Below are 23405 nucleotides of genomic sequence, written 5' to 3'. Positions count from 1 at the left end.
GGTTCATGAGCATGACGGCCAGGTCCCTGAGGTTCAGTACCACCGGCATCCCTGCTGCCAACCGCATGGAGCTGTGGGCCCACCACAATGCCAAGGCGCTCATCTCGCTGGACATCCGCACCATGGACGAGGCCCCGCTCTGCGCCGCGGAGGTGAACCTGCATCTTCCGACGCTGCAGTTGGCGCACGTCAAGGGCAGCCCCCAGATTGTCGAGCGCAACGAAAAGTACATCCGGCAGAACCCCATGGACGTCATCGCCGTGTTCTTCGCCCTGGAGGGCGAGGCCTTCTTCTACTACCAGGGCGGCCTCGAGGCGCTGCGGCCCGGCCAGGCCGTGATGTATGACGTGGACCGGCCGTTCATGCGCGGCTTCAGCAGCGGTGTGCGCGAAATGGTGCTGACCATTCCACGCGAGGCGTACCGCGAACTTTCCGGCGGCCGCGACCTGCTTCGGCCGAAGGTGTTCGATTTCGACCGGCAGGGCGCCGCGGACCTGCACATGCATGCCCTGGCGAAGCTCGTCAGCGGGACGCTGCAGGACCCGGCCGCCGACCCGCAGCCGGCCGAGCACCGCGCGCTCGAGCTCCTGGGCCTGCTGGCGTCCGGCTGCCGCAGCGGCACCGGCGAGGGATACCTGGCCGCCGCGAAGGCCTGCATCGAGGACCGCCTGGGCGACCCGGCCCTCTGTCCGGCCGTAGTGGCCGCCGCGGTGGGGGTCAGTGAACGCCACCTCGCCCGCATCTTTGCCGCGGAAAACGGCGAGCCGCCCAGCCAGTACATCCTCGGCCGGCGGCTGGAGCTCGCCCGCAGCATCCTGGCCGATCCGCACAAGAGCATGACGCCGGTCGGAACCATAGCGGGGCGGACCGGCTTCGCGTCCCAAAGCTACTTCAGCCGTGCCTTCAAAGCCCGGTTCGGCGTGACTCCGCTGCAGGCGCGCAGGTCAGCCGGGACCCCGCCGTCGTAGTTTTTGCACTCGGCGGACGCGCTTTTTCACTCTCCCGCCGCATCCGCGGTCCGTCCACCCGCAGGCTGGTGTGACTTGGAACACTCATGACTGCCGGAAGGACAACCGGCCGCATGAAGGAGAGTGACATGACCACCAGCAACCAGCCGTCGCCCGGTCCCCGCGGGCGGGCGGCCGGAACGCCGACGATCGATCCGCGGGAACTGCGCAACACCTTCGGCCAATTCGCCACCGGCGTCACCGTGGTGACCTGCCGGTCCGCCGACGGCACACCCCACGGCGCCACCGTGAACGCGTTCACCGCGGTCTCGCTGGATCCGCCGCTGGCGCAGGTCACCCTGACCCGCAGCTCCAAGGCAGCCCGGTACCTGGAAGACTCGCCGTTCGCGATCAACATCCTCTCGCAGGACCAGCTCGATACCGCCTGGCACTTCGCGGGCAAGACACTACCGGAGGAACCGGCGTGGGCCCTCGACGGCGAAGTCCCGGTGCTGCTGGAGAACAAGGCCACGCTCGAGTGCCGGCCCTGGAAGGTCTACGACGGCGGCGACCACGTGATCGTCATCGGCGAGGTCCACAAACTCGAGACCACCGGACGGGATCCGCTGCTGTTCTTCGGCGGCAAATTTCGCGAGATCGGGCCCCTGTCCGGTCCCAGCCCGTGGCACCACTGCGGCGATTCGCTGGACGCCGGCTGGTTCTCCGGCGCCGATTCCTTCAAGACCCTGGTCCCCGCCTGACCGGCAGGCCGGGCCCTCCCCGAACAGCCGGCCTCAGCCGGCCCCTCAACCCCCGCACGGAAGGAAACACCCCCATGACTGAAACCCTCGAGAAGCTGGAAACCGCCGCCGTCGATATGTCCGCCCGGACAGCGCCGGCCAATCCGCTCAAGCCGCAGACCGGCGACGAGTATATCGAGTCGCTCAAGGACGACCGCGAGGTCTGGATCTACGGCGAAAGGGTCAAGGACGTCACGACGCACCCGGCGTTCCGCAATTCCATCCGGATGGTCGCGCGGCTCTATGACGGCTTCCACAATCCGGAGACCGCGGACAAGCTGCTGGCCCCGACCGATACCGGCTCCGGAGGACAGACGAACCCGTTCTTCAAGGCCTCCCGCAGCGTCGAGGACCTGAAGGCCTCGCGTACGGCGATCGAGACCTGGGCCCGGATGTCGTACGGCTGGATGGGCCGCTCCCCCGACTACAAGGCAGCCTTCCTGGGAACCTTGGGCGGGATGCCGGACTTCTACGATCCGTACCAGGAGAACGCCCTGCGCTGGTACAAGGAGTCGCAGGAGAAGGTCCTCTACTGGAACCATGCGATCATCAACCCGCCGGTCGACCGCCACCTTCCGACGGACCAGGTGGGCGATGTGTTCATGAAGGTGGAGAAGGAGACCGACGCGGGCCTGGTCGTTTCCGGCGCGAAGGTGGTGGCGACCGGTTCGGCCATCACGCAGTACAACTTCATCGCGCACTACGGGCTGCCGATCAAGAAGAAGGAATTCGCGCTGATCTGCACGGTCCCGATGGACGCGCCGGGCGTGAAGCTGATCTCCCGCGCGTCGTACTCCCACCAGGCCGCCGTGATGGGCACCCCCTTCGACTACCCGCTCTCCTCCCGCCTCGACGAGAACGATTCGGTGTTCGTGTTCGACAAGGTGCTCGTGCCGTGGGAGAACGTCTTCGCCTACGGGGACGTGGAAAAGGTCAACAACTTCCTGCCGCAGACCGGCTTCCTCAACCGCTTCACCTACCAGGGCGTGATCCGCCTCGCCGTGAAGCTGGACTTCATCGCCGGCCTGCTGCTCAAGGCCCTGGAGATCGCCGGCACCAAGGACTTCCGCGGCGTCCAGGCCCGGGCCGGCGAGGTCATCGGCTGGCGCAACATGTTCTACGCCCTCGCCGACGCCATGGCTGCCAACCCGGACCAGGGCCCCAACGGCACCGTCCTGCCGAAGCTCGACTACGGGCTGGCCTACCGGATGTTCATGGCGACCGGCTACCCGCGGATCAAGGAGATCATCGAGCAGGACGTGGCCTCCGGCCTGATCTACCTGAACTCCTCGGCCCTGGACTTCAAGACGGCGGAAATCCGCCCCTACCTGGACAAGTACATCCGCGGGTCGCACGGCATCCAGGCCGTGGACCGGGTCAAGCTCATGAAGCTGCTCTGGGACGCCATCGGCACCGAATTCGGCGGCCGGCACGAGCTGTATGAGCGCAACTATGCGGGCAACCACGAGAACGTCAAGGCCGAGATCCTCTTCGCCGCGCAGGCCCAGGGCCATACGGACATGATGACCGGATTCGCGGACCAGTGCATGAGCGAGTACGACCTCGACGGCTGGACGGTCCCGGACCTGATCAACAACGACGACGTCAGCATCTTCCTCAAGAACCACTGACCTCGGCCTCGCCACAGCACCACAACGCCGGTGCCCCGCCTCCCGCAGGCGGGGCACCGGCGTTGTGCCTTCCCGGCCTTCCAAGGGAAGCCGGACGTGAACGTTCGGCGCCGCCGGTGAACGCCGGGTTCCGCACCGGACGGGGCGTTGAACCCTGGGCCAACACTCGCCGAACCCGCCGGGTTCCGTGCCTCCGCTACCGGGCGCCGGACCTACTTTGTGGCTGTGACCGAGTCTTCCGCACCAGCATCCAGCGCCCCCGACCCCATCCCGGCCGATCCCCACCGGGCCGGCACCGCCCTGGCCACCTCGCCCCCGGCCCCGCGCCCTTTGAAGCGCGGAGCCCTCGCGGCCGCGGCGACGCTCGCTGCCGGGGCCATCGTGCTGCCCCTCGTCCTGCCCGGGACCGCCGCGGCCGAGCCGGGTTCCCTCCCCGGGGCCGAGTCGGCCCTTGCCTCCGGCGGAAGCGGCACCGCGCTCCCGGGCGCCGCCCCGTTCCTGGACCTCGGCGCCGCCGGCCTTTCCGAAACCCGTACGGTCAGGGAACTCGCGCCGGGCGTCACCCATACCGCGATCAGCCGGGGAGCCGGCAATGAGCGGCTGTCCTGGACCGTCGAGGTGAAGCTGCCCTCCGGCACCCCGGGCGTCGCGGACTCCGCCGTCGCCAATGAGGACACCGCCCGCCGCGTCCAAGGCGAGCTGGCTGCCGCCGGCATCGAGGCGCGGGTGGAGCACGTCGTGTCCGAACGGCTCGCCGATTCCGGCGGCGATCTCGGCTACCGTGTGCGCGCCGGCGTATTCGGCAGCCGCGAGGACGGCGCCGGAACGGTGGCACGGATCAAGGCCGCGGGCTATGCCTCCGCCATGTGGTACACCGGCTGGGACGGGGATTCTGCCGGCGCCGACCAGCAGCACGGCCCTTGGAACCTCGAGGTCCTGGCGATCGACCCGAAGAAGTTCGACGGCGAACTCGCGGCGGACTTCGGGCCGGACCTCGAGAAGCGCGAAACCACCAGCCAGTTGGCCGCGGCCGCCGGTGCCCTGGCCGCCGTGAACGCGGGCTTTTTCGTCTTCAGCGCATCCCACGGCGCCGAGGGCGATCCGGCAGGTGCGGGGGCGTACAGCGGCAAGGTGCTCAGCGAGGCGGTCGGCGACCGTCCCTCGCTGGTGATCGACGGGGGCAAGGCCAGCGCCGCCGTCGAACGCCTCACCTGGCAGGGAACCGTCGCCGCCGGGGGAGAAGAGCTGGCCCTGGACGGGATCAACCGGGTGCCCGGCCTGGTCCGCAACTGCGGCGGCACCGGCGACCAGCCGGGCGACGCGCCGAAGCACGACGCCACCTGCACCGATGCGGACGAACTGGTCGCCTTCACCGGCGACTTCGGGTCCGCCACGCCCTCCGGACCCGGCCTCGAAGTCGTCCTGGATGCCCGCGGCAGGGTCACGGCCATCAACGGCAGCCGCGGCACCGCGGTGCCGGCCGGTGGCCAAACGGTCCAGGCCACGGGCCGGGAAGCCGGCCGCCTGGCGGAACTGGCACGGAGCGGGACGCCCTTGAAGGTCGGCTCCGCGTTCGCCGGCGCGGACGGCAAGGACCTCCGGCTGGGCAAGGAAAGCCACGTCGTCAACGGGGGCCCGCTTCTGCTGCAGGACGGCGAACTGATGGTCACCGCCGGGCGTGATGGCATGGTGCACGCCGACAACCCGGGCATGTTCTACGGGTGGGTCCACCAGCGCAACCCCCGCACCATCGCGGGCGTGGACGCGGCGGGCCGGCTCATGCTGGTCACCGCCGACGGCCGGCAGGCCTCGGCGCTCGGCCTCAGCATCCACGAGGCCGCGGCCGTGGCAAAGTCGCTGGGCATGGTCGACGCCGTCAACCTCGACGGCGGCGGGTCCACGACTATGGTTGCGGGCGGTGAAGTGGTCAATGTGCCCTCCAACGACGGCGGTCTCCAGCGTGCCGTGGGCGATGCCCTGCTGGTGCTCCCGTCCCGGAAGTGAGCTGTTGGCCGGCGCCCTTGGAAAAGCGCCTGTGTCGTTCCGCAGGTGAAACCGGTTGAGGCCGGATCTGCCGGTTTGGGTGTTGGGAGAACGTGATGGCCGGTATCGTAAGCAACCTGACTAATTGATGCATGTTGGTCAGGACCCCACCGTCGAAGGAGAAGCAATGAGCACCAAGGTCGAAAAGCGAATCCTCGTCAATGTTCCGGTCAGCACCGCCTACAACCAGTGGACGCAGTTCGAGGATTTCCCGCAGTTCATGGGCGGCGTCAAGAGCGTGACCCAGCTGAGCGACGATCGGCTGGAATGGGTCGCGGAAATTGCCGGCGTCAAGCGGCGCTGGGAGGCCAGGATCCTGGAGCAGGTGCCGGACCGCAAGGTCGCCTGGGCAGCTACGGAGGGCGCCACCAATGCCGGCGCCGTGGAATTCGAGGACGTGGGCGGCGGCCAGACCTCGATCAGCCTGTCCCTCGAATATGAGCCCGAGGGCTTGGTCGAAAAGGTCGGCGACAAGCTGCATGTCGTCGAGAAGCAGGCCGAGGGCGACCTCGAACGCTTCAAGGAGTTCATCGAGTCGGAGCGGTACGCCACCGGCGCCTGGCGAGGCTCCGTCAACGAAGGCGCGGCGGTCGGAACGCCCGGCACCGAAGCTGCCGCCACCTCGCTGGGTGACTCGGGCAAGGCCGGTATCTCCGGCAAGGCCGCCGCTGCCGGCGTGGCCGCGGCGGGTGCGGCGGCCGCGGGCGTCGCGGCAGCAGCGGCAGCGGGCAAGAAGGACGACGACGAGACCGTGGTCGTCACCGACGAAGTGCTGACCCCGCCCGACGCGGTCGTGGTGGAGACGGAGCGGACGGTCATCGAGGGCAACGATCCAGACCTCGAAGCCACCCGCGGTCACGTGGAGCGGGGCGACACCCTCAAATAATCCGGTCGCGTCCGAACGGACCGGCACAGGCGCCGACGGGCCCGTCGGCGCCTGGCTTCGTTCAGATTCTCGCCTCGAGGGGAATCAGCGGCTTTTCCGCGCGCACCTTCAGCTGCTGCACGGCCCAGGTGTTGCCGTCCGGGTCGCTGAAGCCGAAGAAGGTGCCCCCGTCCCGCGGGTCGATGACGGAGATGTCGCTGCAGTCGACGCCGCGGCCCAGCAGCTCCTCGCGGGCCGCCTCGGCGTCCGAAACCACCAGTTGCAGGCCGCGCAGCGAACCCGGCGCCATCTCGCTTTGCCCCGGCAGGTTGCCGATGACGATCGAGCAGCCCGAGCCGCGCGGGGTGAGTTGCGCGAAATCCATTTCCCCGTGCACGGTGTGGTGGTCCAGGGCAAAGCCCAGCTGGTCCCGGTAGAAGCGGATGGCCCGGCCGATATCGCTCACTGGGACGATGACAACTTCGAGCGTCCAGTCCATGGAGGCTCCTTTCCGGTGGTTCAGCTGGCCTGCGCCAGGAGGGTGTCGAGCCGATCGTAGCCTTCGGTCATGCCACGCTCCATCCCTTCCTCCAGGTAGCGTTGCCGGGATTCCAGATCGGGGAAGACGGAGCGCCCGGTGAGCCGCGACCGGCCGCCCGGCAGGTCCTCGAAGCTGGTGTATTCGAGGGTGACGACGTCAGGCCACCCCTCGTATTCGAAGGTGTTGAGGATGAACTCGCCCTCCCGCACGTTGTGGACCGTGCCGCGGAAGGCGTACTCGACGCCGTCGTTCCCGTGCTGGATAAAGCGGAAGGACCCGCCCGCCCGATAGTCGTGCTCCTCGATCCGTGTGGTCAGGCCGTGCGGGCCGATCCACTGCAGGTACAGCTCCGGGTCCGTGTGGGCCCGGAAGACGGCGGCGGCCGGGGCCTCGAACTCGCGCTCGTATTCGGTGTAGGGCAGGCCCTCCGGATTCCTGACGGTCAGTGCGTTGCTCATGGTGTGCTCCTCTCCGGTGTCCGGCCGGCACCCGGGCGGGGCGCCGGCGTCGTTATTTCAAGGCACCCGCTGCTTTCAAGACACCCGCTGCGCGGCGAGCAGTTCCTCCAGGCGCTCGTACCCCTCGCTCATGCCGCCCTCCATGCCGGACTGTGCCATCCCGTCCCGCGCCTCGATGCTGGGGTAGACGGAGTGGCCGACCAGGCGGCAGCGCCCTTCGCCGAGGTCTTGGAAGGTCAGGAACTCGATGCTCACGACGTCCGGGTAGCCGCCGAACTCAAAGGTCTGAATGACGGATTCGTTCTCGCGGACGGTATGGAAGATGCCGCTGAAGGTGTACGGCGTCCCGGCCGGATCCGTGTGGATGTAGCGGTAGCTGCCGCCGGTCCGGAAATCGTAGTGCTCCACCTCCATGTGCAGGCCGCGCGGGCCGAGCCACTGCTTGAGCAGGGCCGGATCCTTGTGGGCGCGGAAGACATCGCCCACGGGGAAGTCGAAATCGCGCTCGTAGTCGATGAAGGGCAGGTGTGACGGGAGATCGAGTTTCAGGTCGTTGCTCATGGTCATTCCTTGGGTCGCGGACCGCCGGCGGCGGCTTGGGAGCGAAGGACGGCATCGAGGCTCCTGAACTGCGCCTCGCGGACCAGCCGGTACTGGTCGATCCACGACGTCAGGGCCTCCAGCCGCGCGGGATTCAGGTGGACGGGCCGGCGCTGTGCCTCGCGGGTGCGGGTCACGAGTTGCGCCTGCTCGAGGACCTGGATGTGCTTGGAAACCGCCTGCTTGGTGATCTCAAACGGTTCCGCCAGTTCGTTGACCGTGGCGGGCCCGCGGCTGAGCCGGGCGATGATGCGGCGGCGGACCGGATCGGCCAGGGCCATGAAGGCCAGGTCGAGGGTGCCGTCGTCCGCGTCCATTAGTCAACTTCCTCATTTATCAACCATGTGGTTGATGAATGAATCTACTCCCGCACTCCGTAACGGTCAAGAGGGACGACGGCGGATTTTCCCGGCTGGTGCCTAGGGCAGGTTTTGGGTGGTGCTTCGGGGCGGAGGGGAGGAAGCTAGGGGTTGTTGGAACGAACGACAGGCACGGCCAGCGAAGGAGTCTTGAGCATGTTGTCCGATACTTCCACCCCCGTCATCAAGGCGACGCTCCCCGTGGTGGGGGAGAACATCCAGGAGATCGCCCAGCGCTTCTACAAGCACATGTTCGGCGAGCATCCGGAACTTCTGGACGGGCTGTTCAACCGCGGCAACCAGGCGGACGGCCGGCAGCAGCAGGCGCTCGCAGGATCGATCGCCGCTTTTGCCACGACGCTGATCGAGAACCCGGACGACCTGCCGGACCACCTGCTCTCGCGGATCGCGCACAAGCACGTGTCGCTCGGCCTTCGGCCGGACCAGTACCAGATCGTCCACGACAACCTGATGTGGGCCATCGTTGACGTGCTGGGCGAGGCGGTGACCGAACCCGTGGCGAAGGCCTGGGACGAGGTCTACTGGCTCATGGCCAACCTGCTGATCAACAAGGAACGCGGGCTCTATGACGCGGTGCACCTGCAGCCGGACACGGTCTGGCGGACCTGGCGGGTGGCGGAGCGGATCGAGGAGACCGCCGACGTTGTGACGTTCGTGGTGGAGCGGACGGACGACCGCCCGGTCAAGCCGTCGCTGCCCGGGCAGTACGTAACGCTCAAGCAGCTGATGCCGGACGGCGTGCACCAGCCTCGGCAGTACAGCCTGACCCGTGCCGACGACGGCGAGCACCGGCAGTTCTCGGTCAAGCGGGTGCACGAGTCGGGAAAACCCGACGGCGAGGTCTCGACCCTGCTGCACCGGGACATCAAGGTCGGCGACGAGCTGGTGCTCTCGGCGCCCTTCGGCGACGTCGTGCTCGAGTACTCCGACCGGCCCATCGTGCTGGCCAGCGCCGGCATCGGCATTACGCCGATGGCCGGAATGCTCTCCCACCTGGTCAAGGACGGTTCGACCCGGACCACGGTGCTGTTCCACGCCGACCACTCCGAGGAGACGTTCGCGCTGCGCAACCAGGTGACCGAGGACCTCGCGAAGCTCCAGTACGGCTCGATGGCGGTCTGGTACGAAGAACCGGGCCATCGGACGCAGGAGGTCGAGGGCGTCAACGTCGGCTACATGGACCTCACCGACACCGAACTCCCGGCGGACGCCGAGTTCTACCTCTGCGGACCGCTGGTCTTCATGAAGGCCGTCCGCACCGCCCTCATCGCCCGGGGCATCCCCGCGAAGGACATCCAGTACGAGGTGTTCGGTCCGGACCTCTGGCTGGCCGACTTCGAATAGGAACACCCCGGCCTCCGCTCCCGGATCAAGGTTCGGCAGATGCCCGTTCTTGGCCGGAAAGAGGCATCAGCTGCCCACTCGATCGGGGAGGGAGGGCGGGTCGAAGATCCAGGCGTCCCGCGGGAGCCGTGCCGGGTCGAAGGACGGCAGCGCGTCCGCCAGCGATCCCGGCGGGAGGCCGAGCGAGGCCAGGATGAGGTGCCGCACTTCCTCGGCGCCTAGCCCGGCGAGGGCCAGGGCCGCGAGGGTGACGGCGCCGTCGCGCTTGGCCAGCCGGCGGTGGTGTGCATTCAGCGCCAGCGGGACGTGCGCGTAGTGCGGGCGCGGCAGGCCCAGCAGCGAGGCGAGGTAGGCCTGGCGCGGAGCGGAGCTGAGCAGGTCGTCCCCGCGCACCACCTGGTCGATGCCCTGGTCGGCATCGTCGACGACCACGGCGAGGTTGTAGGCGGGGACGCCGTCGTTGCGGAGCAGGACAAAGTCGTCCACGGTCCCTGTAAAGTCTCCGTGCAGCTCGTCGGCCACGGTGTAGGCGGTGACCGAAGCCCTCAGCCGCAGGGCCGCCGGACGCTCCTGGCGCCGTCGTTCCCGTTCGCCGTCCGTGAGGCTGCGGCACGTTCCGGGGTAGGCGCCTGCGGGTGCATGCGGAGCGCTCGGGGCTTCGGAGATTTCCCGGCGGGTGCAGAAGCATTCGTAGACCAGGCCGGCCTCTGCCAGCTGCACAATGGCGCGCCGGTACAGGGGCATGCGGTCCGTCTGGCGGGCCACGTCACCGTCCCAGTCGAGTCCGACGGCGGCGAGGTCGGCCAGCTGCGTCGCTTCGGCTCCGGCGCGGGCGCGGTCCAGGTCCTCGATCCGGAGCAGGAAGCGGCGGCCGGTGCTGCGGGCGAACAGCCAGGCGAGGATGGCGGTGCGCAGGTTCCCCACATGCAGGTCGCCGGAAGGACTGGGGGCGAAGCGGCCGGCGCCGCGTGGGGTCTGGGGCACGGTCACCAGTGTACAAAGCGCTCCCGGGCGCTCCTGTCGGCAGGCGCGGGAGCCGCGAGGCGGGTGCCGGGACTTAAGGCCCTCCCCGCCGTCACAGATCCGTTACATGCTTAAACGACGCGACAAGGACCGGTCGAAGCGTGGGCGGCTGGTCCATCCCCAGCGCGAATTTGGACTCATCATTGGAGCGAAGATGCCCTTCCTGAAAACCCGCCCGTCGCAGTCCGGACCGATCCGCCTGGCAACCCCGCAGAGACCGTTTTGCGAGGCCTGCGGAAGCGACGAATTCCTGGTCTACGAAGAGTTCATCCCGGCCCGGGTGCTGGCGGCCGGCGCCGCCAAGCCGGCCGAGGCCAGCTATACCTGCATCGAATGCGGCCAGTTTTCCGCCCATGCGGTCCCCGACGGCTGGGAACCGCCAGGCTGGTTCTGGTACGCCTAAGGCCGGCCGGCCCGCTCAGCAGGCATCCTTTAAGAGCCCGTCCGCGTCGGCGGCTTTATGCCCTTGCGGGGCTTCCGGCGGGCTGGAAGTCTTGACCCTGTGCGGCCCCAACCGCACTGTCCTGACGTGAGGAGCTAGAAATGAATGAAGTTTTCAAGCGGCCCTCTTTCGACCTGCGGCGCTCGCCCTTCGAAATGATGGAGCCGCTGCGCCGCATGTTCGAGGGAGACATGGAATCGTCTTCCATCCGGGTTGAGGAACTCGTCGACGGGAACACCCTGGTGGTCCGTGCGGAGCTTCCGGGCATCGATCCGGAGGAGGACGTTGATATTTCCGTCGCGGAGGAGCATCTGCACATCCGCGCGCAGCGGCAGGAGCGGACGGAGGAGAAGGGCAAGGACCGCTACCGGTCCGAATTCCGGTACGGCTCGTTCTCGCGCAGCATCCCGCTGCCCAAGGGCGTGAAGAACGACGATATCTCGGCTACCTACCGGGACGGCGTGCTGGAAGTCCGTGCGCCGCTGCCGGCCGAATCGGAGCAGGAACCGGCCCGCAAGATCCACATCACGCGCGGCTAGCAGGTCGCCGGGCGGTGCGGCCCGGCCCCGGCATCCGGAAAGGACTGCGCCCGGCCGCATAGGCCTAATAGGTCACAAAAGCGGCACTAATTAGTCGGCCGGGGGCGGGCCTAAGCTGGCTGGAAGGGCGCGGCCCGCCCGGGGCCGGCCGCCACAGCACGGAGGTAGTGAACATGACTGTGAACACCAGCGTTGCCGACTGCAGCGTGACCCGATGCTCCTTTAACGACCATGACAACTGCTCGGCGCCGGCCATTACGGTCGGCGGCGGCGAAGACCACGCGGCGTGCGCCACCTTCGTCGATATCGGCAAGCATGGCGGCCTGCCCAAGGTGCTGGCTACGGTCGGCGCCTGCCAGCGGGCCGAATGCACGCACAACGACCATCTGCTCTGCCAGGCGCCGCAGGTCCATGTCGGTCCCGGTGCGGACAACGCCGACTGCCTGACCTACGAACACCGGCATTGACCTGCCGCCCGGCCCGGGGATACAGTCCGCGCGGCTTCATCTGATCGTCCCGCCGGCCCGGCGCGCTCACGGCAGCCGGGCCCGGCAGCACGCGCGCCCGGAGCGGCGGCGGTGACTCGCGGCAGTGGCGGCGACTGGCCTCAGCGGCGGTGCCGTACGTGCGCGCGGAGCCAGTCGGCACCGGAGACCATTAGCCCGGCGCAGAACGCGATGATGCCGAGCATCGCCAGCAGCAGCGAGTTGCCGGCGATCCCGACAAAGAGCAGCAGAGCGCCGGCCAGGGCCACGAGGGCACCGGCCCCGATGGTGAATCCGAAGAACCTGACTCCGTTCCCCGAGAGGGATTTGGCGAGGCGCGGATCTTCCTCTTCCAGCTGGCGCCCAAGCTTGGCCAGCCGTTGTTGTTCTTCGTCCGACAGCGACATGTCGACCTCCCAGGAGCAGCGTTGCGCCGTACCTCTAAATGTACGCTTCCTGCGTGTGCTCCGTGCATGAAATTCCGCGGCTCCTAGGCGGTGGTCCGGATCGTTATGTCCGGGTGCCCCGGCAGGACCACCGGAAGGTCACGGGACCTTCATACCTTGTCTTGGATCACAGCGAACGGCAAGATGGTCAAGGATGGCGCCCAGCACCCGGCAGGGGTCGATGGGGGAGCCGGGAAGCGGCGCCGCGGAAGGGGAAAGGCGTACATTCGTGAAGCTGGCATCGGATCAGGCCGCAGGGGACGGCACTAAACGGCTGCGGATCTTCATCCTGGACGACCATGAGGTGGTCCGGAGGGGCCTGCAGGACCTGCTGGAGGGTGAAGGTTTCGAGATCGTCGGCCAGACCGGCTCCGCGCGGGAAGCTACCAAGTTGATTCCCGCGCTGCACCCGGACGTGGCCGTGCTCGATGTCCGCCTTCCCGACGGTACGGGGATCGAGGTCTGCCGGGACGTCCGTTCCATCGACCCGTCGCTGCGCTGCCTGATCCTGACCAGTTACGACGACGAGCGGTCCCTGCGCAGCGCCGTCCTCGCGGGGGCAGTGGGATACGTCCTCAAGCAGATCAGCGGCAATGACCTGGTCGCAGCCCTGCGGCGCGCCGCAGCCGGCGAGACGCTGTTCGACCCGGGCATCGAGTCCCGCGTAGTCGAGGGCATGACGAAGCCGGGCGCCGTCGACCCGCGCATGGAAGACCTCAGCCCCCAGGAGCAGCGGATCCTTGGCCTGATCGGGCAGGGGCTGACCAATAAGCAGATCAGCGAGGAAATGTTCCTCGCCGAGAAGACCGTGAAGAACTACGTCTCCTCCGTCCTGGCCAAACTCGGATTCGAGCGCCGAACCCAGGCCGCGGTCTACGTAGCCAAGCAAGGGGCGGACGGGGCCGATCCGGGGCACCTGCACGAGCACTAGGGCAGAGGCACCTGCCAGCGGACGAGAGTTCCCCGGCCGGCTCCGCTGGCCAGTTCCAGAAAGCCGCCCAGCAGGACGGCGCGCTGCTCCATGTTGGCCAGGCCGCTGCTGCGGAATTCGCCCTTGATGCCGCGTCCGTTGTCCTGGACCACCAACTCCAGCGACGCCGGTTCGCCGGCGGCTTCTTCGTGGACGGTAACCGCCACGTCGATGGCGCTGGCGTTGGCATGCCGGATGGCGTTGCTCAGGGCCTCTATCAGCACGGCCAGCAGATGGCTTGCCACTTCGTGGGGCACCGGCCCGTCGACGCGCCCCTCCATCCGGACCCGCGGCGAGAACGGAACGAATTCCACGGTGTTCTGGACAGTTTGGAGGATCCTGCTGCTGAGCAGTTCCCCTGCCCCAACCGGCTTGAGCGAGTAGATGGTGTCCCGCAGCTGGCGGATCGTGTTGTCCAGGTCGGCGGCGAGGGCGCTGATCCTGTCCTGCACGGGCTGCGCGGCTGAGTAGCGGCGCAGGCTCTGTAGGTTCAGCCCCGCGGCAAAGAGCCGCTGGATGACCACGTCGTGCAGGTCCCGGGCGATCCGGTCACGATCCTCGAAAACCACCAGCTCCTCCCGCATGCGCTGGCCGCGCGCAGAGTCCAAGGCCAGCGCGGCGTGGGTGCAGTACACCGTGCTCAACTTATGGTCGACCCCGGGAACGGGCCCCGTGTTGCGGATACGGCCGAGGATCAGCACACCCTTGGGTCCTTCCTGCGGGCAGATCGGCGTGAGTAGCAGCGGCCCCAGTTTCGGGCCGAGTTCGTCCCCGAGGAAGTCGGTGCCGTCGTCTAGGACCATCGGCTCCTCGAGGTCCCAAAGGGCAGTGAGTACCGGCGATGGAAGGTCAATGTCCCCGGCGCGGGTTCCTCCCAGCGCCTCGCTCCCGACGGCGGCGATGATGAGCCGGCTGGCGTCTTCCGACGGGAAGCCGACGGCCGCCCATGCCCAGTCCGGGATGGCCAGGGCATTGCGGGCGATGATGTCGGCCGTCTCGGGGACCCTCGACGAGATGGCGGCACCGACGGCCATGGAGGCCTCGAGCCACTGCTCGCGGCGTTCCGATTCGGTGAACAGCCGCGCATTGTTGACCGCAACGCCGGCGGCCGCGGCCAAGGCGACCACGAGTTCCTCGTCCTCTTGGGTGAAGTCCCCGCCGCCGCGCTTTTCGGTCAGGTAGAGGTTGCCGATGACTTTCCCGGAGACGCGGATCGGCACGCCCAGGAACGACTCCATCGGCGGGTGGTTCGGGGGGAAGCCGTAGGAATCCGGATGTTTACCCAGATCGTGCATTCGGATCGGCTTCGGGTCGCGGATCAGCAGGCCCAGCACGCCGTGCCCGACGGGGAGAGGCCCGATGCGGTCGATCTGCTCCTGGGTCATGCCGACGGTGATGAAGTTCTCCAGGTGCTGGCCGTCGCTGGAGACCACACCCAAGGCGCCGTATCGTGCATCCACCAGGGTGCAGGCGGCCTGCACCACCTGTTCCAGGATCGACCCGAGGCTGTGGTTTTCGGCGATGGAGACGATGGCCGAAATCAGTTCCTGGATATGGTGTTCCGCGCGCGCCAGATCCTTCGAGTCCCGCACCCTCCACGGCGCCATGATCAACCTCCTGTGGCTGCACGACAAACGGCGGATAGCCACCCCAAAAAAGCCCGGGACCGCCGTCGTTACAGGCAGGCTAGCAGAGCAGAGGCGGGACCTTCAGCCCTATTGGCCCAATCCGATACCCGGCATGCTGGAATGCGGGCGCGCCCGTGGGTCCAGCAGAGGGGGTCTGCAGGACCGGCCGGTAAGGGTCAATGGGGACAATGACCGGTGAGGGCGCGCCCGATATTTTCTTTAATGACCCGTTCCGGGCAACGATCCATTTCCGGCGCCCGGCCGCCCCGTGCAGAGGCTCAGTGCTGCCCGGGGCGGGGATGCCGCGGCGGCACCAAGGGGCCGGGCTCGGGTACCGGCAGCGGTCCCGGGGCCGGACCGGGGGAGGGCGGCGGCGGTTCGCGCCCGGGCGTGCCGGGTTCGGGTCCCGGGTCCGGGAAGGGGCCGGGTTCGACCGGATCCGGCCCCGGGTTCGGGAAGGGCTCCGGTTCAACGGGCTCCGGTCCGCCCGGCGGCGGCTGCGGCGAGGTGGGGTTGGGGCTGGGCTCGGGCGGCGGCTGGGGGATGGTCATGTTCGGCCCCTTGACTCTGCGATGGCCGGTTGGTGGATGGTTCGCGTCACCTGGGTGCCCGCGTGCTGTCAGGATACGCCGCATGCAGAGGGCCGGACAATCATGCCGCGGCGGGACGCCGAAGCTCCGCCCGCCACCACTTCACGGTCCCGGCGGCGGCGTCGCCCAGCGGCGTGGGCGTGAGCCCCAGGAGTTCCTGGGTGCGGCCTGACTCCAGCACGAACGGCTCCTCGAATTGATAGAGGGTTTCGGCCAGTTCGCGCAGACCGGGAAGCGCGATTCCCAAAGCGCGGATCAGCCAGCCCGGTAGCGAACCTACCCTCGGGGCCTCGACGCCGGCCGCATCGGCGAAGACCCGGACGAGGCCTTCCTGTGTCACGGCCGGTCCGGTCGGGGCATGCAGCACCGAGTTCCACACCTCAGGCTGCTGCGCGGCACGGATCATCGCCGCGGCCAGGTCCGGGACATACGTGAACGAGTGCGCCACATCGGGCCGGCCCATGACACGGACGGTCCTCCCCGCGAGCACGGCGGGGACCATGCGCTCGCCGGCGTGGGCGTTGCGCACCCGCGGACCGAAGAAGTCGGAGGCGGCCACGCTGACCGTCGGAGTACGCGAAGCCTCCCGGGCCTTGAGCAACTGCGTGCGGATGCCGCGCTTGCCGCCGGCGGCGGAACGCGAACTGTTTTCGGCCATGGCCGGCTGCGGGTGGTCATAAGCGTAAAGGCTTTCAGGAAAGACGACGACGGCGCCCGCCGCGCCGGCCGCGCCAAGTACGGCCTGCTCGGCAGCGGGCAATTCCGCTCTCCAGGCCCGTGCGCTGTAGGCGCTGCCGTGGATGCAGTGGAAGACAGCCGCGGCGTTCTCGAACTCGGTTTCGAGCAGCTCGGCCCGCGAGACGTCGACGGCCCGCCGCTCCACGAGCGGATGGTCGGGGCCGGACCCCGAACGGGTCAGCACGCGGACCGGGTGGCCTTGGGCGGCCAGTTGTTCGGCGATGGTCCAGCCGACCGGTCCTGCTCCCGTGACGATCTGTAGCTGCGGCATGGATGTTCCTGTTCATTGTGGGGCGGAGATGGGAGAGCGCTGCTCTCCCCAACGATGGCGCTGCGCACGGCGAATGTCAAGAGCGGTGCTCTTGAAAGTTGACAGCGCTCTCTCTTTTGTCCAAGGTGGAGCCATGTCCGGCACCCCGCGTGAACGCGCCCGCGAACAAACCATCAGCGACATCGTCAGGATCGGCCGGGAGCATCTGGCTTCCCAGGGCGCGGCGGCACTCTCGCTTCGCGCGGTGGCCCGTGACCTGGGCGTCGTCTCCTCTGCGGTCTATCGTTACGTCAAGAGCCGGGACGAGCTGCTGACCCTGCTGGTCGTCGATGCCTACGACGAGCTGGGCGACGCGGTCGACGAGGCGGTGGGCAGGTTGCCCGAAGCGGACTTTCCCGGAAGGCTCAGGGCACTGGCGCGTGCCGTCCGCAGCTGGGCCCTGCGGGAGCCGGCGCGCTACGCGCTGCTGTTCGGTAGCCCGGTGCCCGGTTATGAAGCGCCGTCGGAGCGGACTACCGGACCGGGGACGCGCGTCGTGCTGGCGCTGGTGGCGATCGCCGAAGGTGCCTGGCGGGCCCGGGCCCTTGCGTTACCGGAGACGGGTCCGCTTCCTCAGCAGCTCGCCAAGGACCTCGAGGCAATCCGCGGCGAGTACGCGCTGGAAGCGCCCGCCGCCGTCGTTAGCCGCTGGCTGCAGGTCTGGGCCACGCTCTTCGGTGCGGTGGGCTTCGAGGTTTTCGGGCAGTACGGCGGAACTTTCAGCCGGCCCGAGGAGCTGTTTGAGCAGCAGCTGGACACGCTGGTGGAGCTGGCCGGGCTGGAGGCAGCGGGCCGGGCCTAAGCCAGCCCGCCGAGCAGGCTGGCATCGAACGCCGCCAGGAGCTCCTCCGGGTCCCGGTAGGTTTCCGCGGCTCCCGCCTCCCGGAGCTCGGCGCCGCTGGTGCCGCCGCAGGTGAGACCGATCGTCGGCATGCCCAGCTGCTGCGCGGCCTCCACGTCCCACACGGTGTCGCCGACGTACACACAGTCGCCGGCGCGCAGGCCGCCCGCGGCAAGGGCGGCCTCGAGGATGTCGGGCGCCGGCTTGCTCTGCTCCGCGTCGGAGGCACTGGTGGCCGCGGCGAGGGCCTCGTCGGCGTCGAGTGCCGCGGTGAGCACTTCCAGCTCCCGACGGACTGCGGAGGAGGCGAGCACCACGGTCAGCCCGGAGCCGGCGCAGCGCAGGAGCAGGTCCTTGGCGCCGTCGAAAGCGCGGACGGAGGGCCAGTAGGTGGAGAAGACCGCTGCATGCGCGTCCTCCATGACGGAGTCCAGCGAGCGGTCCCGGTCCTCGCCGAGCAGGTGGGCCATCAGCTTGTCGGCGCCCATCCCCACCGCGCGGTGGATGAACGCCATCGGAACGAGCACGTCCTGCTGCCGGAACGCGTGCCACCAGGCGAGCGTGTGCAGGTACGTTGTGTCCGTCAGCGTCCCGTCGACGTCAAAAAGGACGCCGGGCTTCCCCGAAGTTGTCATGGAAGCGAACTCCTGCCTGGTCTGCGGTGATGCTCAGAGTGTAGTCATTTGAGGGGTGCTTGGGGCGAAAGCGCTGTCCTCCGGCCATGTAAATCCGCGCCGATCTGGAGTAATCTAGTAGGGCAAAAATTCACGGCAGCAGGGGGCCGCCTCCGTCGACGCATTCGGACCCCGACGACCTGCCCCGCCATGTGCCTGACCGGATCGAGTATCGCCGTGTACCAGCTCAAGGACGGGTCGCCGCGCTATGGCGTGCGCACCCAGCACCAGGACAGTGAACAGCTCCAGCCTGCTAGCCAGCGCGGCAATCCCGAGGCCGTCGCCAGGGAGGCCGGGCAGCTGGGGCTGCATCATCTGGCTGCGGCTGCGGACCATCGCCTGACGCGGAAATGGGCGGACCAGGACGACGAGCTGCTGGTGCGGCTGCGGGAGGCACATCCGGCAGAGCTGCAGGAGGCCGAGCAGATCGTCAATGCGAAACTGGGCAAGCCCAAGCGGTGGCTGCTCAAGGCCCGCTCCAACTACACCCGCGGCCTCGCGCCGGTCATCGCCCGCCGGCAGGAGGCCGGCATGCTCTCGAGGGCCATGTTCCTCCGGCTGTTCCTGATCGTGCTGCTGATCGTGCCCTCCGTGCTGGCCGTGAGCTTCGCGGTGCCGCTGCTGTACCTGGTGTTCATCGGCATCGCTTCGATCCTGCTGGCCATGTACCTCGGCGGAGTCGTCACGGAGTGGCTGCGCCTGCCGGTCCAGCCGGGCATCCGCAGCGGCTGGCTCAAGGAACTGCGGCAGGACATCGTGGACGCCACGCTGCTGGCGGTGCTGGAGAACAAGCGGGCCATCGTCGACAGCCAGACTTCGGCAGCCGCCCGGCGAGGCTGGAAGCACATCCGCTTCGTGGCGGCCCAGGTCGACCGGATCGACCAGGGGCCGGGAGCCTGAGGAGCAGCGGAAAGACAATTTACCTTTCCGCAATCGCGCCGCCATCCGGAACGGGGCGGCTGAGCGTACGATCAGTGCATGTCCGACGCTCTCGAGACCATAGGTCTGATCTCGGAGCTGGTGACCTGGGCGACGCTGGCTCCGGGCCTGGTGCTGCTGCTCGTGGCCTGGCTGGCCAGGGCCGCCGGGGTGAAATGGCGCAGCGCCGAGGGCGTGGCGTTCGATGACGGCGTGCGGAGCGGCGTCCGCTGGTTCGACAATGAGCATGGCTTCCTCGAAGCCGTGCTGGCCCCCGGCGAGACCCTCCCGGCGGCGACGGGATCAGACGTCCTGGTCTACTACGATTCGCACGACCCGACCCGCTGGCGCACCGCGGAACCGTCCAAGCCCGGCGAAGTGCCGCTGTTGCTGGGCAAGATCCTGACGTCAGTAGGCGTGCTGTCCCTGCTGGCGGGCTTCCTCGTCATGATCCTCTGAGGGAGCCGGGACCTTCTCCCTATGGGCCGGAGCCACGCGCTGGCTTAGCATGGGCCGGGGGTGGAGGAAGAGCTGCCATGTCCCACCCAACAGCCTTAGAGCGGGCGGGTGTCCGCTGATGCGCGGTGTTTCGAAGCGCAGGTCCGCGGTTCCCTATGCCGGGCAGGCCGTCGTCGCCGCGGTAATGCTGTTCGCCGTGTGGATGGCTGCAACCTACCTCCTCGAGGGCCTCCGCCTGACGCTGCGGCGGCCGGAGGCGGTCACGGACCGGCTCGTGTACGCCCTCGTCGCCAACCTCGTGGTCGGCGTCCTGGGCTCGGTCCTGGTGCTGTGGATCTTTACCAAGGCCGGCACGGTGGACCTCCGGCGAGCCGGGTTCAACGGCTGGCGCTATTCCCTGGTCGCCGTGCTGGCCGGCGCCGTGCTCGGCTTTGTGCTCTACCTCGCGCAGGGCGGCCGGCTGCTGGAGCCGATGGTGTTGGTAAATGTCTACGCGCAGGTCCTCGTGGTCTCGATGGCCGAGGTCCTGGTCTGCTGGTGCGTCCTCGGCAGCCTGGTGGAGGCGTCGCTGCTGCACCTGGACCGCTGGCTGGCCGTCCTGGTTGCCACCGTGGTCTCCAGCGTGTTCTTCGGGCTCTACCACTTCGCCCATTCGCCGCCGTTCAACACGTGGGAACTGGCGCTGCTGCTCACGCTGATCGGCTTCGTGACCAGCATCTTCTTCTTCGTGTCCCGCAGCGTCTACGGCACCGTGGTGTTCCACAACTTCCTGGCGATCAACGGCGTTATCAGCGCCCTGGAAGCCTCCGGCTCGCTGGACGTCTTCCGCCAGCCGGTGGTCCCGCTGCTCGTCATGGCGGCGGCCGCAGTACTGGTGCTGGTCGGCTGCCACCTGCTGCTCGTCGCCCGCACGCAGCCCGGGCATCCCTGACAGTGCATCAGGGCGGCGGCCTGCACGCCGTCCGGCCTGCGGATGTGCGTCTTGAAATGCACCGAGCAGAATAATGCACCGAACGACGGCGGCACCTGGCTGACCTTTTTGGGTCTCCGCGCGCTGTTCCGGGCCGGGCGCAGGCCGGATTCTGCCGGTTGTGTTCCATACTGTCCATGGGGAGCACCGCTGTGAGGAGCGGCACTTCCTATCCGCTCGTACTTTTGCAGGTCCGCACCATTGGGGGTCCGTCATTAAACGTCTCACCGCTTCGTGGCTTGCCGGGACAACCCGGACCGCCGCCACGGCACTCGCGCTATCGGCCTTGGTGCTCGCGGGGGTCCCGGCCCAGGCCGCCACCGCCGAGCAGGCCGCAGGAACCGCGTCCGGCCAAGTGACGGCCAACGCCACCACGCAGGCGTCCACGGATCCTGCTTTCGAACCGGCCCCGTCCACCGAGCCGGCCCCGTCCGCCGAGCCGGATCCCGGCTCGGCGTCCCCGCCGGCCACCGAACCCGCGCCCGGAGGACAAACCGCCCCGGCCACCGGTTCCATGCCGGCCACCGAGCCGGGAACCGCTGAAGCCACGGAACCGGGAACGCCGGCTCCTGCGGAGCCCTCACCTACGGCGACGCAGACGGACGCTCCGGCGGAAGGCGCCGTCCCGCCGTCGTCCGCGTCCCCGTCACCCGCCCCCGAGCCGGAACGCAGCCAGGCCGCCGCTGCCGCCGACGACGGCCGCGGGGCGATCGAGGCCAAGGCGGAAGAGCTGGACCTGGTGCCGCACAACGAGTTCAAATGCGAACTGGCCGGCGGCGGCTGCGTGCGCACCTATACCGCCGAACCGGAAGGGACCAAGCGGATCGCGATCTACTGGAGCCCGGCAAGCGGGGCGCACGCCGTCGACCTGCGGCACTACGTCGGCAGTATCTTCAAGCAGGCGCGGTACGAGGCCGGGGAGTACGGCTATCCCGTCTCCGACCTGGTGGTCGACGGCGCCGGCAACGCCTCGCAGACCTTCCAGCACGGCAGGATTTCCGCGACGCGCGGCGAACTGGCCGTGGATGACCGCGCCCGTGGGCTGCGGCTGCTGCCCCTCAATGACTTCAACTGCGGGCTGCCGGACGGAGGCTGCGTGCGCAGCTACAAGCCGTCTGCCTCGAGCAGCCGGGTCATCGCGGTTTACTGGAGTGAGGACACCGGCGCACACACGGTCGAACTGACGCACGCCCTGGGGAAGGCCTACCGCGCGGCGGGCTGGGAGGGCGGCAAGCTGGGCTACCCGACCTCCGACATGGCCACGGGACTGAAGGGCAAGGGGGCCCGGCAAAACTTCGAACACGGCCAGATCGCCTACTCGCCGGCGACGGGCGCCGTCCCGGTGCTCGAGCCGTTCCTGGCCGCCTGGCAGAAGCGGAGCAGCCAGGACGGAACGCTCGGCTACCCGAAGGGCCAGGCGAGGACCACCGCAGGCGCGCTCCACCAGCCCTACCAGGGCGGCGTCCTGGTGGCCGGCTCAGCCGGAGTATCGATGCAGGAGACGCACGTGTTCTACGGGCGGCAGGGCCTGGACGCGCGGGCCAAGCAGCTGCGCTACGTCCCGGTGAACGGCTACAACTGCAACCTGGCCGGCTCCGGCTGCGTGCGGACGTACAAGTACTCCTCGACCAGCACGGCCCGGGTGGCCCTGTACTGGACGGCGAAGACCGGCGCGCGGGCAGTGAACCTGAAGCACGCCGTCGGCCGCAAATTCGCCGGCGTGCGCTACGAGCGCGGGGTGATGGGATACCCCACGTCCGATATGAAGTGCGGGCTGCGCGGCTCCGGCTGCGTACAGACCTTCCAGAAGGGGCAGATCAGCTATTCCCCCGCCGCGGGCGCGCACACCATGACGGACCGGATCCTGCACAGCTGGAAGGCGCGCGGCGGCCAGAACGGGGCCCTGGGCTATCCGATCCAGGACGGCGCCACCCGCAGCGGCAAGACCACCCAGGTCTTCCAGGGCGGCTCGCTGGTGGCGGCGAACGTTGGCGCGGTGATGTACCCGAAGAACGAATGCTGGGCGCTGGGCGCGCACAAGACCCGGTACGCGCATTACTGGAAGGACCGGATCTCGTTCGCGGTCTCGGAGAAGTACGGCACCTACAAGGCCAGCTTCATCAACTGCGTGCGGGTCGGCTCGGTCTACCGGCAGGAGTGGAAGACCACGAAGGCGACGGTCGGCCTGAGCGGGTTCAAGAAGCCGGGCGTCGCCTCGGGCCACACCATGTATCGATGGTCTCCTCAGGGCAGCTTCTCCGTGACCGAGGCGTTCGGGGAGGGCAATCCGGGCACCGGCTTGGCCTACCGGAAGCTCAATTCGCGTTCGCAGTGGTCGGGGACTCCGGGAAGCGGCTACAACATGTACTTCGAGTCGTCCTTCAACCGCTGGCCGGACGAGCAGATGTACAACATCATGCGGGCGCCCACCGGAGACTACCGGCAGGGCGCGGTGATCAACTACAACCGCCCGCCGGATTCGCCGATTCGGCAGGGAACGGGCTTCGCGATCTTCCTGCACGCCAACCCGGTGCCGACCTACGGCTGCATCGCGCTGGACCTGTCCAACGTCACGAAGTACCTGAAGACGGCCAAGCCGGGGGACCGGATCGTGATGGGCGTCCGGGCGGACATCTTCAAGTCCTGACTGCCCCCGCACGCGGGGCGGGAGCCGGTTCACGGGGGCCGGTTCCCGCCCCGCTATGCTGTCTTCGCGGCCTGCGGCCGGGGCGGCTGCCTGCCTCTACTCAGCGGCGCGGCACT

The 23405-nt window shown here is 68.4% G+C and carries 25 protein-coding genes; 15 read left to right on the top strand and 10 right to left on the bottom strand.

Annotated elements, in window-relative coordinates:
* Window positions 1-5: 5 nt before the first annotated feature.
* The 5 genes from AHIS1636_RS01275 to AHIS1636_RS01255 all read left to right on the top strand — a co-directional run bounded on the left by AHIS1636_RS01275 (window position 6) and on the right by AHIS1636_RS01255 (window position 6307).
* Entirely contained in the window at window positions 6-968 is a 963-nt protein-coding gene (locus tag AHIS1636_RS01275; protein WP_264793989.1) for an AraC family transcriptional regulator, read from the top strand.
* Window positions 969-1096: 128 nt separating this feature from the next.
* On the top strand, window positions 1097-1708 hold the full coding sequence (locus tag AHIS1636_RS01270) for a flavin reductase family protein (RefSeq protein WP_264793988.1): 612 nt from the start codon (window positions 1097-1099) through the stop codon (window positions 1706-1708).
* Between the two features lie 74 nt (window positions 1709-1782).
* Complete coding sequence (locus AHIS1636_RS01265; RefSeq protein WP_264793987.1) at window positions 1783-3378, top strand: 4-hydroxyphenylacetate 3-hydroxylase family protein; 1596 nt, start codon at window positions 1783-1785, stop codon at window positions 3376-3378.
* Window positions 3379-3603: 225 nt separating this feature from the next.
* Window positions 3604-5382, top strand: coding sequence for a phosphodiester glycosidase family protein (locus tag AHIS1636_RS01260; protein WP_264793986.1), 1779 nt, complete (start codon window positions 3604-3606; stop codon window positions 5380-5382).
* A gap of 166 nt (window positions 5383-5548) precedes the next feature.
* Window positions 5549-6307 (top strand): SRPBCC family protein, encoded by a 759-nt coding sequence (locus AHIS1636_RS01255; protein ID WP_264793985.1) that lies wholly within the window; start codon window positions 5549-5551, stop codon window positions 6305-6307.
* Between the two features lie 61 nt (window positions 6308-6368).
* On the opposite strand, the gene AHIS1636_RS01250 is transcribed toward AHIS1636_RS01255, so the two are convergent.
* The 4 genes from AHIS1636_RS01250 to AHIS1636_RS01235 form a co-directional block, all read right to left on the bottom strand.
* Window positions 6369-6785, bottom strand: a complete 417-nt coding sequence (locus tag AHIS1636_RS01250; protein WP_264793984.1) for a VOC family protein — start codon at window positions 6783-6785, stop codon at window positions 6369-6371.
* A 20-nt stretch (window positions 6786-6805) separates the two neighbouring features.
* A complete protein-coding gene (locus AHIS1636_RS01245) occupies window positions 6806-7285 on the bottom strand; it encodes an SRPBCC family protein (protein WP_264793983.1) in 480 nt (159 codons plus the stop codon).
* A 75-nt stretch (window positions 7286-7360) separates the two neighbouring features.
* Entirely contained in the window at window positions 7361-7846 is a 486-nt protein-coding gene (locus tag AHIS1636_RS01240; protein WP_264793982.1) for an SRPBCC family protein, read from the bottom strand.
* 2 nt (window positions 7847-7848) lie between these two features.
* The gene (locus AHIS1636_RS01235) at window positions 7849-8202 is read right to left on the bottom strand and encodes an ArsR/SmtB family transcription factor (protein WP_264793980.1); all 354 of its coding nucleotides are present in this window, start codon (window positions 8200-8202) and stop codon (window positions 7849-7851) included.
* Between the two features lie 198 nt (window positions 8203-8400).
* Between AHIS1636_RS01235 and AHIS1636_RS01230 the strand changes: the two genes are divergently transcribed.
* On the top strand, window positions 8401-9609 hold the full coding sequence (locus AHIS1636_RS01230) for a globin domain-containing protein (protein WP_264793979.1): 1209 nt from the start codon (window positions 8401-8403) through the stop codon (window positions 9607-9609).
* 66 nt (window positions 9610-9675) lie between these two features.
* On the opposite strand, the gene gluQRS is transcribed toward AHIS1636_RS01230, so the two are convergent.
* Entirely contained in the window at window positions 9676-10593 is a 918-nt protein-coding gene (gene gluQRS / locus AHIS1636_RS01225; RefSeq protein ID WP_264793978.1) for a tRNA glutamyl-Q(34) synthetase GluQRS, read from the bottom strand.
* 106 nt (window positions 10594-10699) lie between these two features.
* Here gluQRS and AHIS1636_RS01220 point away from each other — a divergent pair, with 106 nt between their 5' ends.
* From AHIS1636_RS01220 to AHIS1636_RS01210, 3 genes are all read left to right on the top strand, one after another.
* Window positions 10700-11035, top strand: coding sequence for a hypothetical protein (locus AHIS1636_RS01220; protein ID WP_264793977.1), 336 nt, complete (start codon window positions 10700-10702; stop codon window positions 11033-11035).
* Window positions 11036-11175: 140 nt separating this feature from the next.
* Window positions 11176-11613 carry an Hsp20/alpha crystallin family protein gene (locus tag AHIS1636_RS01215; RefSeq protein ID WP_275116357.1) on the top strand — a complete coding sequence of 146 codons (438 nt, stop codon included), beginning with the start codon at window positions 11176-11178 and terminating at the stop codon, window positions 11611-11613.
* 179 nt (window positions 11614-11792) lie between these two features.
* Window positions 11793-12080, top strand: a complete 288-nt coding sequence (locus AHIS1636_RS01210; protein ID WP_264794175.1) for a DUF1540 domain-containing protein — start codon at window positions 11793-11795, stop codon at window positions 12078-12080.
* 140 nt (window positions 12081-12220) lie between these two features.
* On the opposite strand, the gene AHIS1636_RS01205 is transcribed toward AHIS1636_RS01210, so the two are convergent.
* Window positions 12221-12505: a DUF3040 domain-containing protein gene (locus tag AHIS1636_RS01205; protein WP_264793976.1), complete on the bottom strand. Its 285-nt coding sequence runs from the start codon at window positions 12503-12505 to the stop codon at window positions 12221-12223.
* A gap of 268 nt (window positions 12506-12773) precedes the next feature.
* Here AHIS1636_RS01205 and AHIS1636_RS01200 point away from each other — a divergent pair, with 268 nt between their 5' ends.
* Window positions 12774-13475 carry a response regulator gene (locus AHIS1636_RS01200; RefSeq protein ID WP_264793975.1) on the top strand — a complete coding sequence of 234 codons (702 nt, stop codon included), beginning with the start codon at window positions 12774-12776 and terminating at the stop codon, window positions 13473-13475.
* On the opposite strand, the gene AHIS1636_RS01195 is transcribed toward AHIS1636_RS01200, so the two are convergent.
* The 3 genes from AHIS1636_RS01195 to AHIS1636_RS01185 all read right to left on the bottom strand — a co-directional run bounded on the left by AHIS1636_RS01195 (window position 13472) and on the right by AHIS1636_RS01185 (window position 16741).
* Complete coding sequence (locus AHIS1636_RS01195) at window positions 13472-15121, bottom strand: GAF domain-containing sensor histidine kinase (protein ID WP_264793974.1); 1650 nt, start codon at window positions 15119-15121, stop codon at window positions 13472-13474. The genes AHIS1636_RS01200 and AHIS1636_RS01195 overlap by 4 nt on opposite strands.
* A 299-nt stretch (window positions 15122-15420) precedes the next feature.
* Window positions 15421-15693, bottom strand: coding sequence for a hypothetical protein (locus AHIS1636_RS01190; protein ID WP_264793973.1), 273 nt, complete (start codon window positions 15691-15693; stop codon window positions 15421-15423).
* A gap of 100 nt (window positions 15694-15793) precedes the next feature.
* Window positions 15794-16741: an NAD-dependent epimerase/dehydratase family protein gene (locus AHIS1636_RS01185; protein ID WP_264793972.1), complete on the bottom strand. Its 948-nt coding sequence runs from the start codon at window positions 16739-16741 to the stop codon at window positions 15794-15796.
* 133 nt (window positions 16742-16874) lie between these two features.
* On the opposite strand from AHIS1636_RS01185, the gene AHIS1636_RS01180 reads away from it, so the two are divergent.
* Window positions 16875-17582, top strand: coding sequence for a TetR/AcrR family transcriptional regulator (locus AHIS1636_RS01180; RefSeq protein ID WP_264793971.1), 708 nt, complete (start codon window positions 16875-16877; stop codon window positions 17580-17582).
* On the opposite strand, the gene AHIS1636_RS01175 is transcribed toward AHIS1636_RS01180, so the two are convergent.
* Window positions 17579-18256, bottom strand: coding sequence for an HAD family hydrolase (locus AHIS1636_RS01175; RefSeq protein ID WP_264793970.1), 678 nt, complete (start codon window positions 18254-18256; stop codon window positions 17579-17581). The genes AHIS1636_RS01180 and AHIS1636_RS01175 overlap by 4 nt on opposite strands.
* Before the next feature lie 216 nt (window positions 18257-18472).
* Between AHIS1636_RS01175 and AHIS1636_RS01170 the strand changes: the two genes are divergently transcribed.
* The 4 genes from AHIS1636_RS01170 to AHIS1636_RS01155 all read left to right on the top strand — a co-directional run bounded on the left by AHIS1636_RS01170 (window position 18473) and on the right by AHIS1636_RS01155 (window position 23289).
* On the top strand, window positions 18473-19195 hold the full coding sequence (locus tag AHIS1636_RS01170; RefSeq protein WP_264793969.1) for a hypothetical protein: 723 nt from the start codon (window positions 18473-18475) through the stop codon (window positions 19193-19195).
* 78 nt (window positions 19196-19273) lie between these two features.
* Window positions 19274-19672: a hypothetical protein gene (locus AHIS1636_RS01165; protein ID WP_264793968.1), complete on the top strand. Its 399-nt coding sequence runs from the start codon at window positions 19274-19276 to the stop codon at window positions 19670-19672.
* Window positions 19673-19790: 118 nt separating this feature from the next.
* Window positions 19791-20603: a CPBP family glutamic-type intramembrane protease gene (locus tag AHIS1636_RS01160; RefSeq protein ID WP_264793967.1), complete on the top strand. Its 813-nt coding sequence runs from the start codon at window positions 19791-19793 to the stop codon at window positions 20601-20603.
* Between the two features lie 328 nt (window positions 20604-20931).
* A complete protein-coding gene (locus AHIS1636_RS01155) occupies window positions 20932-23289 on the top strand; it encodes a L,D-transpeptidase family protein (RefSeq protein ID WP_264794174.1) in 2358 nt (785 codons plus the stop codon).
* Window positions 23290-23405 lie beyond the last annotated feature (116 nt).

This window comes from Arthrobacter mangrovi (genome assembly GCF_026011795.1).
GTDB lineage: Bacteria > Actinomycetota > Actinomycetes > Actinomycetales > Micrococcaceae > Crystallibacter > Crystallibacter mangrovi.
Note: the sequence above shows the minus strand (reverse complement) of the source record. Positions and strands in the feature narration are given on the sequence as shown.

Bases quoted from the DNA above. Each gene is read 5' to 3' on its own strand.
- AHIS1636_RS01180 (WP_264793971.1), top strand. From the start codon at position 16,875: ATGTCCGGCACCCCGCGTGAACGCGCCCGCGAACAAACCATCAGCGAC.
- AHIS1636_RS01240 (WP_264793982.1), bottom strand. From the start codon at position 7,846: ATGAGCAACGACCTGAAACTCGATCTCCCGTCACACCTGCCCTTCATC.
- AHIS1636_RS01230 (WP_264793979.1), top strand. From the start codon at position 8,401: ATGTTGTCCGATACTTCCACCCCCGTCATCAAGGCGACGCTCCCCGTG.
- AHIS1636_RS01275 (WP_264793989.1), top strand. From the start codon at position 6: ATGAGCATGACGGCCAGGTCCCTGAGGTTCAGTACCACCGGCATCCCT.
- AHIS1636_RS01235 (WP_264793980.1), bottom strand. From the start codon at position 8,202: ATGGACGCGGACGACGGCACCCTCGACCTGGCCTTCATGGCCCTGGCC.
- AHIS1636_RS01160 (WP_264793967.1), top strand. From the start codon at position 19,791: ATGCGCGGTGTTTCGAAGCGCAGGTCCGCGGTTCCCTATGCCGGGCAG.
- AHIS1636_RS01215 (WP_275116357.1), top strand. From the start codon at position 11,176: ATGAATGAAGTTTTCAAGCGGCCCTCTTTCGACCTGCGGCGCTCGCCC.
- AHIS1636_RS01250 (WP_264793984.1), bottom strand. From the start codon at position 6,785: ATGGACTGGACGCTCGAAGTTGTCATCGTCCCAGTGAGCGATATCGGC.
- AHIS1636_RS01220 (WP_264793977.1), top strand. From the start codon at position 10,700: ATGCTTAAACGACGCGACAAGGACCGGTCGAAGCGTGGGCGGCTGGTC.
- AHIS1636_RS01185 (WP_264793972.1), bottom strand. From the start codon at position 16,741: ATGCCGCAGCTACAGATCGTCACGGGAGCAGGACCGGTCGGCTGGACC.
- AHIS1636_RS01165 (WP_264793968.1), top strand. From the start codon at position 19,274: ATGTCCGACGCTCTCGAGACCATAGGTCTGATCTCGGAGCTGGTGACC.
- AHIS1636_RS01195 (WP_264793974.1), bottom strand. From the start codon at position 15,121: ATGGCGCCGTGGAGGGTGCGGGACTCGAAGGATCTGGCGCGCGCGGAA.
- AHIS1636_RS01175 (WP_264793970.1), bottom strand. From the start codon at position 18,256: ATGACAACTTCGGGGAAGCCCGGCGTCCTTTTTGACGTCGACGGGACG.
- AHIS1636_RS01245 (WP_264793983.1), bottom strand. From the start codon at position 7,285: ATGAGCAACGCACTGACCGTCAGGAATCCGGAGGGCCTGCCCTACACC.
- AHIS1636_RS01265 (WP_264793987.1), top strand. From the start codon at position 1,783: ATGACTGAAACCCTCGAGAAGCTGGAAACCGCCGCCGTCGATATGTCC.
- AHIS1636_RS01255 (WP_264793985.1), top strand. From the start codon at position 5,549: ATGAGCACCAAGGTCGAAAAGCGAATCCTCGTCAATGTTCCGGTCAGC.
- AHIS1636_RS01270 (WP_264793988.1), top strand. From the start codon at position 1,097: ATGACCACCAGCAACCAGCCGTCGCCCGGTCCCCGCGGGCGGGCGGCC.
- AHIS1636_RS01190 (WP_264793973.1), bottom strand. From the start codon at position 15,693: ATGACCATCCCCCAGCCGCCGCCCGAGCCCAGCCCCAACCCCACCTCG.
- AHIS1636_RS01205 (WP_264793976.1), bottom strand. From the start codon at position 12,505: ATGTCGCTGTCGGACGAAGAACAACAACGGCTGGCCAAGCTTGGGCGC.